The sequence below is a fragment of the Arthrobacter sp. P2b genome, assembly GCF_900168295.1.
In the GTDB taxonomy this organism is placed as follows: Bacteria; Actinomycetota; Actinomycetes; order Actinomycetales; family Micrococcaceae; genus Arthrobacter.
In genome coordinates, this window is record NZ_FVZL01000007.1 from 66,637 (window position 1) to 80,870 (window position 14,234).

General features: G+C 66.7%; 11 protein-coding genes. 2 read left to right on the forward strand and 9 right to left on the reverse strand.

The features are described 5' to 3' along the window. Window positions 1–9 precede the first annotated feature (9 nt). Complete coding sequence (locus tag B5520_RS13030; RefSeq protein WP_079597605.1) at window positions 10–324, reverse strand: DUF4229 domain-containing protein; 315 nt, start codon at window positions 322–324, stop codon at window positions 10–12. 62 nt (window positions 325–386) lie between these two features. Here B5520_RS13030 and B5520_RS13035 point away from each other — a divergent pair, with 62 nt between their 5' ends. Further along, window positions 387–779, forward strand: a complete 393-nt coding sequence (locus B5520_RS13035) for a PLD nuclease N-terminal domain-containing protein (RefSeq protein WP_079597495.1) — start codon at window positions 387–389, stop codon at window positions 777–779. Window positions 780–784: 5 nt separating this feature from the next. Beyond that, window positions 785–1,447 carry a hypothetical protein gene (locus tag B5520_RS13040; protein ID WP_079597496.1) on the forward strand — a complete coding sequence of 221 codons (663 nt, stop codon included), beginning with the start codon at window positions 785–787 and terminating at the stop codon, window positions 1,445–1,447. 102 nt (window positions 1,448–1,549) lie between these two features. Here the strand turns inward: B5520_RS13040 and B5520_RS13045 are convergent, their stop codons facing one another. The 8 genes from B5520_RS13045 to B5520_RS13080 all read right to left on the reverse strand — a co-directional run bounded on the left by B5520_RS13045 (window position 1,550) and on the right by B5520_RS13080 (window position 14,223). Beyond that, complete coding sequence (locus B5520_RS13045; protein WP_079597497.1) at window positions 1,550–3,043, reverse strand: dynamin family protein; 1,494 nt, start codon at window positions 3,041–3,043, stop codon at window positions 1,550–1,552. Then, entirely contained in the window at window positions 3,043–4,926 is a 1,884-nt protein-coding gene (locus B5520_RS13050; RefSeq protein ID WP_079597498.1) for a dynamin family protein, read from the reverse strand. The genes B5520_RS13045 and B5520_RS13050 overlap by 1 nt, the downstream gene beginning before the upstream one ends. 106 nt (window positions 4,927–5,032) lie before the next feature. Further along, window positions 5,033–6,211, reverse strand: coding sequence for an IniB N-terminal domain-containing protein (locus tag B5520_RS13055; RefSeq protein ID WP_079597499.1), 1,179 nt, complete (start codon window positions 6,209–6,211; stop codon window positions 5,033–5,035). Window positions 6,212–6,377: 166 nt separating this feature from the next. Beyond that, the gene (locus B5520_RS13060) at window positions 6,378–8,435 is read right to left on the reverse strand and encodes a LuxR C-terminal-related transcriptional regulator (RefSeq protein WP_254865567.1); all 2,058 of its coding nucleotides are present in this window, start codon (window positions 8,433–8,435) and stop codon (window positions 6,378–6,380) included. 16 nt (window positions 8,436–8,451) lie between these two features. Further along, window positions 8,452–10,515, reverse strand: a complete 2,064-nt coding sequence (locus tag B5520_RS13065; RefSeq protein ID WP_079597501.1) for an Hsp70 family protein — start codon at window positions 10,513–10,515, stop codon at window positions 8,452–8,454. A gap of 152 nt (window positions 10,516–10,667) precedes the next feature. Then, entirely contained in the window at window positions 10,668–11,747 is a 1,080-nt protein-coding gene (gene ccsB, locus B5520_RS13070; protein WP_079597502.1) for a c-type cytochrome biogenesis protein CcsB, read from the reverse strand. Further along, complete coding sequence (locus B5520_RS13075; RefSeq protein ID WP_079597503.1) at window positions 11,747–13,468, reverse strand: cytochrome c biogenesis protein ResB; 1,722 nt, start codon at window positions 13,466–13,468, stop codon at window positions 11,747–11,749. Before B5520_RS13075 ends, ccsB begins: the two co-directional genes overlap by 1 nt. Continuing rightward, complete coding sequence (locus B5520_RS13080) at window positions 13,468–14,223, reverse strand: cytochrome c biogenesis CcdA family protein (RefSeq protein ID WP_079597504.1); 756 nt, start codon at window positions 14,221–14,223, stop codon at window positions 13,468–13,470. The genes B5520_RS13075 and B5520_RS13080 overlap by 1 nt, the downstream gene beginning before the upstream one ends. Window positions 14,224–14,234: the final 11 nt, after the last annotated feature.

Below are 14,234 nucleotides of genomic sequence, written 5' to 3' on the forward strand. Positions count from 1 at the left end.
CCGCTTCGGTTAGCCGCGCGCCTTGGGATCCTTGGCGTCGTTGCTGATGGCGACGTCCGGGTTGGCGTCCAGCAGGGAGTCCTCAGCGTGGGCGTCCTGGACTTCGCCGGCTGAGCGGAGCGGCTTGGCCTTGCCGGAGAACCGGTGGTGCAGGGCGGCGGCTGCCGCGTCCCGCTGCTTCTGGAAAAAGAGGTAGCTGACGGCAAAGGCAATGAGTGCTGCGCAGATGACGGACATCAGCACGCCCAGCTGCAGGAGGGTGAAGAGCACGAACAACGGCACGAAGAGTGCCAGGCGGATCAGGGAATATTTCAAAAAGGCCACATTCAAGTTTAGCGGCCTCCCGCCCGCGGTTCCGTGGGCCTCCTGACGATAGACTTAATGGCATGCTCCTCCGTGTGGCTTTGGCCGTGGCAGTCCTCGTCATCTTTGTGTATGGCCTCGTGGACGTGATCCGGACCGATGGCCGCCTCACGCGTGGGATCTCAAAGCCTGCGTGGATTGTGGTCATGATCGTCCTTCCCGTACTGGGCGCCATCCTGTGGCTGCTCATCGGGCGGCCGCGCGGGACATCCCCGCAGCAGCAGAATTACCGCCATCCCGCAGCTCCGGATGATGATCCGGACTTCCTCCGCAAGCTCGAGGTCCGCCGCCGCCAGGAGGCCGAGGCTGCCAGGCTGAAGAAGCTCGAGGAAGATCTGGATGCCAAGGCCAAGGACGGCGACGGCGGGAAAGACAAGCACGAAACTGACGAGCACGATACCGACGGACTGAAGTAGGACGCATGGCTCACGAATCTGACGGACAAGAACGGCTGCGGACCGACCCCTCCGGGACCGCCTCCCCGCCAGACGGGCCAAGCCCTACCCAGTCAGATTCCCCAACCGGCCAGCCGGTACCGCCGCCGCCCACCCAGCACGCGCCGCCGCCCCGGCCCGGTTTCTCGTATTCCGCCCCGGCACCGATCGCCGTCATCCCGCCCGCGCCCGGAACCATCCGGCACGGCAGGACCCTGTGGCTTGTCAGCTTCGTGGCGGGGCTCGCCGTACTGGTGGGCTCTTTCCTCACCCGCGACGGCCATCTGGAGCGGCTTCGCAGTGTGGTGGAGGAGATGGCTCCCGGTGGTGACGCCGAAGCTGTCACCACGGCCACCGGCATCGTCTTCTGGGGAAGCGGCGGCGCCCTCCTGCTGGTGATGCTCCTGGAGGCCGTCATGCTGGGGGTGGTGCTGGGCCGCCAGAGCTGGGCACGCTGGGCCCTGGTCCCGCTGCTGGCCGGCCATGCCCTGGTCATGCTGGTGGCCACCGCGTTCCTGGTTCCCGACGGCGAGGGCGGCAGCTACGTCATGCTGCTCTGGGGTGCCGAGCTGCTCCTGGCCCTGATCGGGCTGGTGCTGTTCTTCCTGCCTTCATCCGGCGCCTGGCTTAAGTCGAGCCGGCCCGCTTAGTCGGTGGTTGAGCTGAACTGGGTTTCGACAAGCTCAACCACCGGACTCACGGTGGTTGAGCCTGTCGAAACCGGGTTTCGACAGGCTCTATCACCGGTATGCTTAGGCCGGCTGGCGGTGGCGCTGACGGGCGGAGGATTCCGCCAGGATGCCCTCGCAGCTGCGGATGACCACGCGGCAGGCGTCAAGGGCTGACCTGTCCGTCAGCGGGTTTTCGGCCACGGCGCGCCACCGCAGCAGGAAGCGGCGCGCCTCATCGGACAGTTCGTCCGGCGTCGCGTCCGCATCCAGCCCCAGGCGCACGTGGGATGCAGCGCCCCACCCCCCAATCAGGCCCTCGGCCTCGTTCGCCAGCTCGGAGCTCAGCGGCACACCGGTGGTCCGGAGCGTCGCCAACAGCCGCAGTTCCCGGAACTCGTGGGCGTTTGCCTGCAGCCGTTCCAGCGCGGCGGCCAGATGCTCCGTTCCCGGGCGGGGTGAGGTGCGCAGCAGGGACTCCACGCCCACCAGCGCGGTCCGTGCCTTCAGCGCCTCGGCGCGGGCCTGGAACTGGCGGCCCAGCAGGTCCAGCAAGGGATCCAGGCCGCTGCGCCGGGCGAGCTCGTGCGCCAGCGGTGTTGGTTCATCGAAGCCGTTTCGGATCAGGACCACGGCCAGCCGGATGCCGAACAGCCCGTACCTCGAGAGCAGGGAAGCCCTGGCCTCCGCGGTGAGCGATTCCGGGCTTGTGGACCGGAGGAACCTGTCGGCCGAGAGCAGCATCTTTTCGCGGTCTGCTCGGTCCAGTCCGGCCAGCTGTTGGAGCGACACAAAATCCTGCTGGCGCATGGCCCGGGCGCTCTGGGCGAGGAGCCCTGCCACCGGGACAACCCCCAATGCCAGCTTCCGCAGGTTATGGTCCCGACGGTACCTTTCGGCGATCTCGCCTGCGGACAGCAGCGAATCGATCCGGCCGGCGCCCACCTCGTCAGCCCTGGACAGCACGGCGAGTGCGTTGACCGTGCCGGAGCGGCCCGCTTCCGTGTCCCGGAAGGATTCGAGGAAGCGCAGGTCGGATGCGTGCATGTGGCGCATCAGGTAGATGACGGCATCCGCCTCCGATGGTGTGTCCTCGGGCGTGAGGAAGCTGGTGGACCGTGCCGATACGTCCTCGGACAGCGAAGCGATGCCGGGGGTGTCGATCAGGGTCATGGTCTGGAGCATCGGGGACGGCCACTCCACATCCAGCCGGTCCACGTCCTCCGCCTGCACGTCCCCCAGCACGAACACCAGCCGGCCGTCCACGCGTTTGAGTGGCAGGTTCCGTGGTTCGCCGGTCTTCGGGTGCAGCGTGATCCGTGGCGTGTGGCCATGGCGGTACCAGGTGACGATGCGGGTGCATTCCCCGGTGTCCGTGGGAGCTATCTCCTCGCCGATGATCGCGTTAAGCAGCGTGGACTTTCCGGCTTTCACCATTCCCGCGATGGCAATCCGCAACGGCTCCGCCAGCCTTCGGGCGTAACCCCGCAGCACGGCGGCTGCTGCGTCATCATCCCCGTAGGCTTTCAATGCCTCCTGGACCAGGCTGGCGGCTCCGGAAACAGTTGTGGCAGTCATCAGACCGCCACCGACGACAGTTTCCTGCTGCCGGCCACTTCGGCCGCAACAACTTCCGCTGCCCGGTGGAGCGCATCCACCTTCTTCAGCTCCGCCTTGATTTCCCGGATCCGGACGTCCTTCTTCAGGGCGTAGGTGGTGGCTGCCTTTTGCGCTACCGTCACCGAATCCGTCAGGGAGCGGTGGTGTTCCTCCGCGATTTCGGTGAAGTGGTCGCGGATGGAACGCTGGACCAGCCGCAGCCGGTCCTTCAGCTGCTTGCCTACCTGGAAGGTGACGTCATCGATCTGTCGCCTGACCAGGGCCTTGGCTTCGCCCTGCCGGCGCTTGAGCCGGGCTTCCTTGTCCTCCCGGTATGCCTTGCGGCCCAGCAGCAGGCCGGCGCCCACCGAGAGCGGGTTGATCAATGCCATACCGAAGATGCCGGTGAGGAGGCCGAACATCAGCACGCCGCCGTAGGATCCGCGCATGCCGATCAGTACCTTCTGCATCGGGTTGATGCGTCCATCCTCCATGCCCGGCATCGCGTCCACGGGGTCAAGTGCGTCACCGGAGTCGGACACCCGCATCACCGGCAACGACACCTCATCGGCTGCAAAGTGTTCAGCCACCTGGGCTGCCAGCCACTGGGCACGCTCGTTGGTCCAGACGAAGGTGTCGGAGATGGCAGCGGCCGCGCATTCCTCCAGCCACTTGGAAAACTCATTCCAGGTAGGGCCAGGATCTCCCTGGTCGATGGCGGTCTCGGCTTCCCGCTGGATGCGGCGGAGACGGTCCCGGAGGTCGTACTCCATGTCGGCGATGAGGTCGCTGATGCCGTCGTTGAGGGTGATCTGCCAGCGTGCGGACCGTTTCCGGAGGTCGTCGGCTTCGGCGCGGGCCAGTTCCAGCTGCGCGATCATCTGGGGCGTGCCTGCAGGGTTTTCCAGTGCTTCCAGCTCCGTCTGCAGGGAGAGGCGCAGGTTCTCGGTGACGGACAGCAGGTCCTGGCTGACAGAGCGCCGCTGCAGGCGCTGAGCGTTACCCACGATCTCGTTCCGGAGGTGGCTGATCAGCCCGGGAAAGCCGGATTCGTTGTTCAGCTCGCTGTCCTGCAGGCGTGCGGCCTCAAGGCGGAGGTCCGACGAGACCGGGAACAGCGGGATGTCGGGGGCCACCTTGCTTAGATGGAACCGGTCCGTCTCCTCCACCCGCCGCCAGTCCGGGTACAGGTCGGTCTTGGACAGGACACCCACAACGCTGGGGGTGATCCGCATGGCCTGGCGGAGGAAGCGCAGTTCCGGTTCGGTGTACTCCTGGGAGGCGTCTGAAACCAGGAGCATGGCATCGGCGGTGGGCAAAGCCGTAAGGGTAGTCAGGGTGTGGGAGGAGCCCATGCCGCCAACACCGGGCGAGTCGATGACGGTGAGCCCTCCGGTGAGGACCTTGCGGGGAAGGTAAACCTCGGCGGCGACGAGCTTCTTGCTGTTCCCGGGGTTTCCCTGCTCGGAAACGTAAGCCGGGAGATCGGCCATGGGGATCTGCTGGCGTTCAACGGTGCCTTCGTCGCCGGCATCCCCATCGGCTTTCGGAACCAGGATGGCCGCCGAGGCCGGATCACCGTACCGGACCACGGTGGGGACCGATGTGGCAATGTCGTCGTCAACGGGGCATGCCGGCGCGTTGACCAGGGCATTGATGAGCTTGCTTTTGCCTTGCTTGAATTCACCCACTACGATGACGCGGATGCTGGGATCCTTGAGCCGTCCCATGGTCTGGTCCAGGCGCTTGCGGAGATCTGCCCTGTCGCCCGTGCCAACCAGTGTGAGTCCATGCTCCACGAGTCTGACCAGTTGCCCGGCGGTGGCCGGTGTTGTCGATTTTGCCGGTCCTGCTTCTGCCACAGCGTTTCCTTTTGCGTTGAGCCCCGAATTGGAACGTGGGATGGGTTGGGAAGAGCCCGGCAGGAGGTGGGAACCTCCTGCCGGGCTTTCCTGTCCGGACTGGCTGCTAGCCCGCCGTGGCCTCGGCGTCGTCCGCGGCGAGTGCAAGGTTGTTGTCCTCTACGTTCACATCGGTGTTGATGGAGTTGTCCTCAGTGAACTCGAGCTCGTTGTCGGCGACAACAACGTTGTCCTCGACGTTGACCGGGTTGAAGGAATCCTCGACCTCTACCTCGACATCGGTCTCGGTGGTCTGCGAGTTGTCGTTGAAGGAATCGTTCAGCTCGACCTCCGTCTCGGTGGAGTTGTCCTGGAAGGAGTCCTCGATCGCGACTTCGGTGGTCTCGGAGTTGTCCGTGTTGAAGGAATCCTCGAGCTCGACGTCAACCTCGGTGTTCGTCGAGTTGTCGTTGAACGAATCCTCAACGTCGACCTCGGTGTTGGTGGAGTTGTCCGAGTTGTCGTTGAACGAATCCTCGACGTCGACCTCCAGGTCGTTGTTGGTGGAGTTGTCGGAGTTGTCGTTGAACGAGTCGTCGATGTCGGCATCGATGTCGACGTCGGTGTTGAAGGAGTCCTCGATATCGGTCTCTTCGTTGCCGATGTTGACGTCGCCGCCGGCGCGGATGGAGTTGTCCGTGGAGTTATCCGTGGAGTTGTCCGTGTTGTAGGAATCCTCGATGTTGTTGGAGTCCTCGACGTCGGCGTCGTCGCCGGCGGCGATGGCACGGTCACCGGAAGCGACCACCGAGTCGTTGTCGAACCACTGGGTGACGTCGCCGTCGGCCCAGATGTTCTGGTTCACGGACTGGTCCGTGATGGTGTCGCGGTCATCCACTGTGGAGGTGTAGGAGTAGTTGTTCACAACGTGGTGCAGCTGCTGGACTGCGTGCGCGTGGTCGTCGCCACCGTGGTTGTTGCCGCCGCCGTTGCCGCCGCCGTGGTGGCCGCCGCCGTGGTGGCCTCCACCATGGTTGCCGCCACCGGTGCTGCCGCCGCCGCCGTTGTCGTCAGTGTGGGAGCGGTTGCCGCCGGTGTTGTACTCCCGGTCGAAGCGGGAGGCGTTGACGGTGACCGGAGCGTAGTCCAGGACTACCGGCATTGCGGCGTCGACGTCTGCCGAGCAGACCTTGCCAAGTCCGTGGTCTTCAAGGACCTTCTCCGGGTCATCCAGGAAGTCCTGGGCGGCCTGGCGGTCTCCGAAGAGGTTCATGAGGAACTGGACGAGATCGTTTGCGAGTGTCATTTGAAGGTCCCCTGCTTTTCTATGAGTTGCGGTTCGCCCTGCGTCGTTGCTGGGCTTGAATCAAACGTATGGGCCGGGGGTAGGACCGGGCATCGGGCCGGTTCCCCCTACCGGCAGTCCCCCGCGTGGGGAACCGCCGGGCCCCCCGGTTAGGGGCATTAGGGGCTTACTCCTGAGGGGGATTCTCGGAGCTCAGGGCAAGGCGCAGCCGGGCCAGCAGGTCCGAGCGGTTTTCGGCACCCAGGCGGCGGCGCATCCGGGCTATGTGGTGTTCGGCAGTCCTCGGGGAGATGTAGATGGCCTCGCCGATCTCCCGGTATGTCTTGCCCTCAAGCACCAGCCGGGCAACCTCTTTTTCCCGTTCGCTGAGCCCTGATCCGTCCGGCTGCATGCCGTTGCCGGTTTCTGCGGTGGGAGCATTGCGCGTCTCGCCGGAACCCGAGGTTCCGTTGCCCGCGGACGTTCCTTGCGGATGGAGGTCCCGGGCGCAGGACAGCAGGCGCACCATGTCCTTGCGCTCTTCCGCCCGGGCAGCCGCGTGCCCGGCAAGCCTGGCACCTTCCCATGGCATCCCCACCCTGCCCAGGCCACGCGCGGCGGCCTCGACGTCGGCGGGCTGGAACCTGCCGGCCAGCACCGAAACCCACGCCTTGCCCGCGGTAGCCAGCACGGCAGCCAAGTGGCTGTGGTGGGCGGCGCGGGCCAATGCTGCGGCATGTGGCGCAAGGTCTGCGGGGCTTTCACTCAGCAGCGCAGCCTGGGCAGCGGCCCAGTGGAAAGGCACCGCCCACAGTGGCGGGTTGCCGAGGCGCTCCAGGAGCTGCTTTGCCTCGTCCAGATAATGCGCCACCCGCCGGGTTTCCCGCAGCCGGGCTGCCGTGATCATCAGCTCACCCCACGGCAGCAGGCTGTAGAGGTCCACGGACGTGTGCAGCATCGCTTCGCGGGCGCGTTCCCACGCCATGACAAGTTCGGGAATTTCACCGTTCCGCCGGGCGAGGCCCACTTCCAGCGCCGCCCGCAAAAACTCGTCCCGCGGAACCAGGGGCCAATGATTGGCCTTGGAAGCCTCGTTGATGGACAGCCGGGCGTCCTCGAGCTTGTCCTGCTGCATCGCGGACCATGCCTGGAGCAGGTAGAGCCGCGGCTTCGCAGCATTTCCGCCCTGGCCGGCGGCAGTGGCTGCCCGGCAGACCGTCTCGGCGAGATGCGGCTCTCCGCTGTTCAGCGCCGCGAGGGCGGCCAGGGCTGCCGGGGTATCGGGAAGCGGAAGGGCTGCCCCTGCCGCGTTCAGCATGTCTGACGCGTGGATCAGGACCGGCAGCGCCTGGTGCGGATCGCCGGCCAGTGACTCCAGGATTCCCTTACCGGTTTCGGTCATTGCGGCGGCCAGGAGGGTGGGCGATGCCGGGGGTGCGTCAGCTTTGAACACCGCATCGGCTCCCGGCCGGTTGCCGCAGCCCACCATGGCTACGGCGGCCAGCGGCGCCGAGGGTCCCAGCCGGGCGGCACCCAGCCAGCTGAAGGCGTCCGCACCGCGGGCCAGCATGCCGCGCTGCGCCCAGACGGCGGCGGCTACGTTCACGCCCCGGCGTACGTCCGGCGGATCCTCCTGCACCAGGAGGGTGTCGATGATGCGGGTGGCTGCATCCAGGTCCCCGTCCCCGGCTGCGGCCTGGGCACGCCGCGCGGCCGTGGCTATTTCGTCGGCTCCTGCCAGCAGGGCTTCATCGTAGAGCTGGCAGGCCAGGCCGGGGTCGTGTTCCAGCGCCTTGTCCCCCGCATGCTCCAGCTCTGCCGCCACGCGCTGGTCCGCCAGGCCCCCGCGGGCCAGCTCGCGGGCGAAGTCGCCCAGCGGCTGGCCGTCCGTGACGTACACCGTGACGAGTTCACGCTGGAGCGCGTGGACTTTCGTGGTGGGTGCCACGGTGAGCAGGGCGTGCTGGGCCGGTCCCACCACGGTCCCGTCGGGTGTCAGCAGGCCTGCTTTTTCTGCCCGTTCAACCAGCGCAGCAAGGCTTTCCACCTCGCCGCCGTCAATTTTTCGCTGCAGGTCCGCGGGCAGCGGTCCCGGCAAGGCAAAGCCCACAGACAACGCCAGAAGCAGCTCGCGGACTGCGGCGTTCTCGCCCTTGAGCTGCCGGGCCATGAGCTCTGCAGCGTGGGGTGACTGCCCCGGATGGTTCAGTTCCGCATGAAGGAAGGCCGGCTCTTGCGCGCGCATCTGATGACCCACCATGCTAAGCCGCCGGTTCAATCGCGGTAGTCGGAGCTGGCTCCACAGCAGTTACCGTCGGAGTCGGTTCGGCGGGCGGTGGTGGAGCAACCGTTTCTGATGGCGCCGGCTCCACGGGAACCGGAACACTCGGCGCGGGGTCAGACGGCAACGGATCGACCGGAGTGGGGTCGACGGGTGTCGGATCCACCGGAGTGGGGTCGACCGGCGCAGGATCCACCGGCGTGGGGTCAACCGGAGTCGGGTCAACGGGAGCGGGGTCTACAGGGGTTGGATCCACGGTGGGATCTGGAACCGGCGAGCTGGTGCCGGGAACAGCAGGATCAGTGGTCCCCGAGCCCAGCGTGGGGGTGCCGTTGGGCTCGGTGGCGCCGCCCGGCGTCGTACTTCCGGTCCCTGGTGCCGTGCCAGTGCCCGCGTCCGCTGCTGCACTGCCCGTGGATCCTCCGCCGGCGGCAGCCTTGTCCGCAGGTGCGCCCGACGACGGCCGGCTGGTGGGCGAAGCCGCCACCTCGAGGCCGGCCTTCTGGGCGGGAGCAGCCTTGTTCACCCCGGCTTCGATGCCTGCCAGGGGTGCCGAGGCGTCCCCCGGAGCACCGGCTGCGGGTCCCCCGGCACCGTTCCCGCCACCGCCGGAACCTCCGGCTTCAGGGGCGGCTTCGGCGTCCGGCATGAACACGGACGTCAGGTTGCTGAAGCCTTCCGGGCTCTGGGCTGCGGTGGCGGTAAGGACGGTGAAGAGGGCAGCGGCGGCTGCGATGGCGGTGAGCCGCACGGTGGGCTTCGGAGCATGTGCTCCGCCATGGTGCCCGTGTCCCGGGCCGTGGCCCGCGGCCGGGGCGGCGGGCGTCTTACGGGACCAGCTGGCCAGCCGTACGGGCGCGTGCCCGCCTTCCGTAGCGTCTTCACCGGAGGAAGGCGCGACGGCGGTTCCGTCGGCTTCCGCGGCGGCCCCTCCGGCAGCAGCTGCTGCCGGAGCAGCTTCCGGCTGTGCCAACACCGCGGACACGGCCGCGCCCAGGCAGATGGATGACTTGGGATCGGCGTCCACGGCGATGGGCCGGTCCAGCTGCTCCGAGATCAGCTGCGCCACGAGGGGGATGCGCGAGGATCCGCCGATGAGCAGCACGGCGGTCAGGTCCGCCGGCGCGAGCTCAAGCTGTGCCAGGGATTGTTCCAGGGCGTCAACAGTGTCCCGGATGGGTTCCTCAATCAGCTCTTCGAATTCGGAGCGGACCAGGCGGATCTGCTGCTGGATGCCGGGGAGGAGCACGGAAATGCTGGCTTCGCTGTCCGAGGAGAGAGCTTCCTTGGCCTCCACGCACTCCCGCCGCAGCCGGGTCAGCGCCGCAAGCACGCCCGGCTCGGCGGTGTCGAGGGCTGCCAGGGCGCCGCCGGTGTTTTCAGCCACGTAACGGAACACGGCAGCGTCGAAGTCGGCGCCGCCCAGGTTCTCAATCCCTTCCGGGCGCCCCAGGAGTTCAAAGTGGTTGGTGCCGGCTTTGCGCAGGACAGCTGTATCGAAGGTTCCGCCGCCCAGGTCGTAGACGGCGATGGTGCTGCCGTCCTCCACCCGCACCTGCGATGCGTAATGCAGGGCGGCGGCTTCCGGCTCCGTCAGCAAGGTGACGTTCCCAAGGCCTTTCGCTGCCAGGGCGTCGCTGATAACGGAGGTCCGGTGGCTGCCCCATGCGGCGGGGTGGGTCAGGATGATTTCCGACGGCGGTGCGCCCTCGCGCTCGGCCGCCCGGTCAACCACCCAGCGGGCCATGGTGGCGAAGACGTCCTCGGGAGCAAGGGACAGCGTGCCAACGGAGATGGGCACGGCATCGCCAACACGCCGTTTGAACTCCCGTACGACGCGCCCGGGGGAATCGAGCCCGCGGCGTTCCGCGGCCTCCCCCACCAGGATGGGGCCTTCCTCCGGGTAGTACACCACAGAAGGCACAGCTGCCCCGCGAAGGCCCAGCGGCAGGCTCTCCGGGACTGGTGTAACTCCTTGGTGAAAGCGGACAACGGCAGCAGCCGTAAAACTTGTCCCGACATCGATGGCGAGAACGTAACTCATGGAAACCCCAGGAAAAACTTGCGTTTCGCCAGCAACTTCATTACGGGCGAACGTCACCAACGTAGCACCACCCGGGGACCGGGAACACCCCCATTGCTACATCGATTTGTTATTTACCTCGGGCCCACCGGGCTTTCAGGTGAATGCCCTGCTCAGAGGCCTGAGTAGGAGTGCAGACCGTTGAAGAACTGGTTCACGATGGTGAAGTTGAAGATGACACACAGGTAGCCGACGATCGAAAGCCAAGCCGCACGGGTGCCCGTCCAGCCGCGGGTTGCCCGGGCGTGCAGGTAGCCCGCGTAGACCACCCAGATGACGAACGTCCAGACTTCCTTGGTGTCCCAGCCCCAGAACCGGCCCCAGGCCTTCTCAGCCCAAATGGCGCCGAACATCAGTGTGAAGGTCCAGCCGATAAAGGCAATCGCGTTGATGCGGTAGGAGAGGTTCTCCAGGCTGAGCGCGGACGGCACCAGGCGCATGAAGCCGAGCTTGTCCGCGCCTCCGGCCGCCACGGTCTTCTGGCGGTGGGACTGCACCAGCTGCAGGGCGGACATGGCGAAGGTCAGCGTGAACAGCGCCGATGAGAGCACGGCGATGGAGACGTGGATGATCAGCCAATAGCTCTGCAGGGCGGGAACCAGGTGCCCCACCGGCGTCCAGTACGCCACGGAGGCGGCGACCAGCATGATGATGGCCAGGCCCACCACGAAAGTGCCCAGGAAGCGGAGATCGCGGCGGATCAGCACCAGGAGGAATACCGCAATGGCCACGAAGGCGCCGGTGGTGAGGAACTCGTACATGTTGCCCCAGGGCACGCGTCCGGCGCCGAGGGCGCGGGTCACGACGCCGGCGCCATGGATGAGCGCACCCAGGACGGTCAGGGCCACCGCCACCCGTGCGGGAGCGCGGCGTTCCGCGGCATACTTCATGTCGGCGTCGGCCGTTGCAGCTCCCCCGGCCACTGCGGACTTCGCCGTGGACGACGACGGCCGTTCGGCCCGGCCCGCCGGCCCGGCAAGGTGGGACTCGCTGCGCGCCCCCGTCCCCGCGGCTACGGGAACCTTGGTGGCCTCTTCGGCCTGCGCGGCCTTGAGGTCGATGGCCCGCAAGGCTTTGCTGCTCTTGGCAAGGTCCCAGGCGAACGCGATGAAGGCGACGGTGTATGTGCCTGCGGCCAGCAGCATAAAGAGCTCGCTGTACTGGCCCATGGTTTCGTTGATTCCAAACGGCATTACTGGTCCTTTTCGGGCCCTTGCGGGCCTGCTGGGGTTGGGGTGGGGGAAGATTTTGCAGCCTGGTCATCCGCCAGCTGCCACTCTTCGGAGAGCAGCTTCCGCAGGGCGGCTGCCTCGGCGGCGAGCCGGTGGTCCTCACCGCGGGCAAGGAGCCCGTATTCCACCATGGTGCGGCCGTCGTCGTGCGTGCCGGTGCGTACCCAGGCCCGGCGGCGGTTGACGTAGAGGGAGAGGATGAGGCCGGCAACGGCGAGGAGCGCGAAGACCAGGGCGTAGAGCTGTCCGGGGTTGTGGTGGATATCCACGCCGATGTAGCGCTTTACGCCATCGAAGCTGATGGTGCCCTTGCCGTCCGGCAGGGTGTAGGAGGTTCCGGGGGCAAGGGTGATGCCGCCGGCGTCGAGGTTCCTGGCGTTGAGCGGCGTCAGGTCCTGCACATCCAGTTCGAACACGTTCTGCGGTGCGCCGTCATTCAGGCCCAGGTCCCCGTAGTAGGAGTTGAGGGTCAGCTGCGGGTTGAAGAGTTCAGGGTCACCGCTGAAGGACACGCCGTCATTGGACACGAAGGCCGTGGGCAGGAAGAAGCCGGCGAAGCCCAGCTGGTCCGGCTTGGCATCTGGAACCTTGATCACCACGGAGGAGTAGTAGTTGTCCCCCTGCAGCTTGGCCACCACCGGGCCCTGCATGGCCACGTTCCCGTCGCCGTCGCGGATGGTCACCACGGGGGCGTAGCCGTTGCCGGTGAGGTAGATGCTGGTACCGCCCAGGGTGATGGGATCGTTGACCTTCAGCGTTTCCTGCTTGGCCGGCGCTTCCGGGTTTTCCTTGGTGGTCACGGCAGCGGCGAAGTCGATGGGCTGGCCGAACTTGCCCTGGGACTCACGGTCGAACGTGATGTCGAACTTGTCCAGCTGGACCGAGTACGGCTGCAGCTGGCCCGACTGAAAATTGGTGCCGGGGTTGAACTGGTCGTAGCCCACCAGGGTGTTCACGAAGGTATCGCCCTCCACCAGGATGCGCTGGCCGCTGTAGCCGAACAGTCCGCCGACGGCCACCGACACCAGCACGCCGATCAGCGACGTGTGGAAGACGAGATTGCCCACTTCCTTCAGGAAGCCGCGTTCGGCGCCCAAAGACGGCCGCGCGCCGTCGTCGTCCCGTACTTCAACGCGGTAGCCGCGCTTCTTCAGCAGCCCGGCAGCACTGTGGATGGCATCCGACGCCGGGATGCCGGCGTCGGCGGGAATCACCAGCGTGCCGTACTCGGGAAGGCGGGAAAGCCGCTTGGGAGTCCGCGGCGGCTGGGAGCGCATTGCCTTGTAGTGGGCGATGGCGCGGGGCACCACACAGCCGATCAGGGAGATGAACAGCAGGAGGTAGATAGCGGAGAACCAGGCCGAGGAGTACACGTCGTACAGCTGCAGGGAGTCCAGCAGCTTGCCGTAGTCCGGGTTGTCCTTGATGTACTGCGTGACCACGGACGGGTTGGCCGGGCGCTGCGGGAACAGTGACCCCGGGACGGCAGCCACCGCCAGGAGCAGCAGCAGGAACAGGGCCGTCCGCATGCTGGTCAGCTGGGTCCACGCCCAGCGCAGCATTTCCTTCGGACCCAGGGCCGGCAGCGCGGCGTCCGCCTTTGCCTCGGCCACTGTGGCGCCGGGCTCGTTTCCGCCGGCCGGTGCGGAAGACTTTTTCTTTACGTTCACACGCTCGCTCATCAGATTGGCAACTTCACGTCGGTTTGGAACCAGTACTGCAGCCCTGTCACCCAGGTTCCCCAGACGCCGCTGGCCATCAGCAGTCCGAGGACCACCAGGATGCCGCCGCCGGTGCGCTGGATGGCGAGGCGGTGCTTGCGGAAGAACGCCATCACGCCCATGCCCCGGCGCAGTGCCAGGGCGATCAGGAGGAACGGGATGCCCAGGCCCAGGCTGTAGACGAACGCCAGGAAGGCGCCTTTGGCGGCCGACGATCCGCCGGAGAGGCTCAGCAGCTGGACAGCGGAGTAGGTGGGACCGATGCACGGAGCCCAGCCCAACCCGAAGGTCAGGCCCAGCAACGGTGCACCCCACAGGCCCGCCGGCGGTTTGGCATGGATCTTGGCGTCGCGCTGGAGCCAGCTGAAGCCGCCCATGAACACCACGCCCATGATGATCACCAGGATGCCCAGGAGCTGGGTTATCCAGGCGTTCTGGGAACCGGTGATCAGGGTGCCCAGTTGTCCGAAGGCGCCGCCCAGCAGCACGAAGATCACGGAGAAGCCCAGGACGAACAGTCCGATGCCCACCAGCATGCGGCCGCGTTTCTGCTTCTGCAGGTCCACGCCGCTCAGCCCGGTCACGTATCCCAGGTAGCCGGGAACGAGTGGCAGGACGCAGGGCGAGAGGAAGGAGACCAGTCCGGCGAGCAGGGCCACCGGGATGGCAAGCAGGAGCGAGCCGTTCAGGATGGCTTCGGCGAAGGGGCTGTTCACGGTCCGGGCCC

Coding starts and splice junctions, on each gene's coding strand:
- B5520_RS13035 (WP_079597495.1), top strand. CDS start 387: ATGCTCCTCCGTGTGGCTTTGGCCGTGGCAGTCCTCGTCATCTTTGTG.
- B5520_RS13040 (WP_079597496.1), top strand. CDS start 785: ATGGCTCACGAATCTGACGGACAAGAACGGCTGCGGACCGACCCCTCC.
- B5520_RS13045 (WP_079597497.1), bottom strand. CDS start 3,043: ATGACTGCCACAACTGTTTCCGGAGCCGCCAGCCTGGTCCAGGAGGCA.
- B5520_RS13055 (WP_079597499.1), bottom strand. CDS start 6,211: ATGACACTCGCAAACGATCTCGTCCAGTTCCTCATGAACCTCTTCGGA.
- B5520_RS13060 (WP_254865567.1), bottom strand. CDS start 8,435: ATGCGCGCGCAAGAGCCGGCCTTCCTTCATGCGGAACTGAACCATCCG.
- B5520_RS13065 (WP_079597501.1), bottom strand. CDS start 10,515: ATGAGTTACGTTCTCGCCATCGATGTCGGGACAAGTTTTACGGCTGCT.
- ccsB (WP_079597502.1), bottom strand. CDS start 11,747: ATGCCGTTTGGAATCAACGAAACCATGGGCCAGTACAGCGAGCTCTTT.
- B5520_RS13075 (WP_079597503.1), bottom strand. CDS start 13,468: ATGAGCGAGCGTGTGAACGTAAAGAAAAAGTCTTCCGCACCGGCCGGC.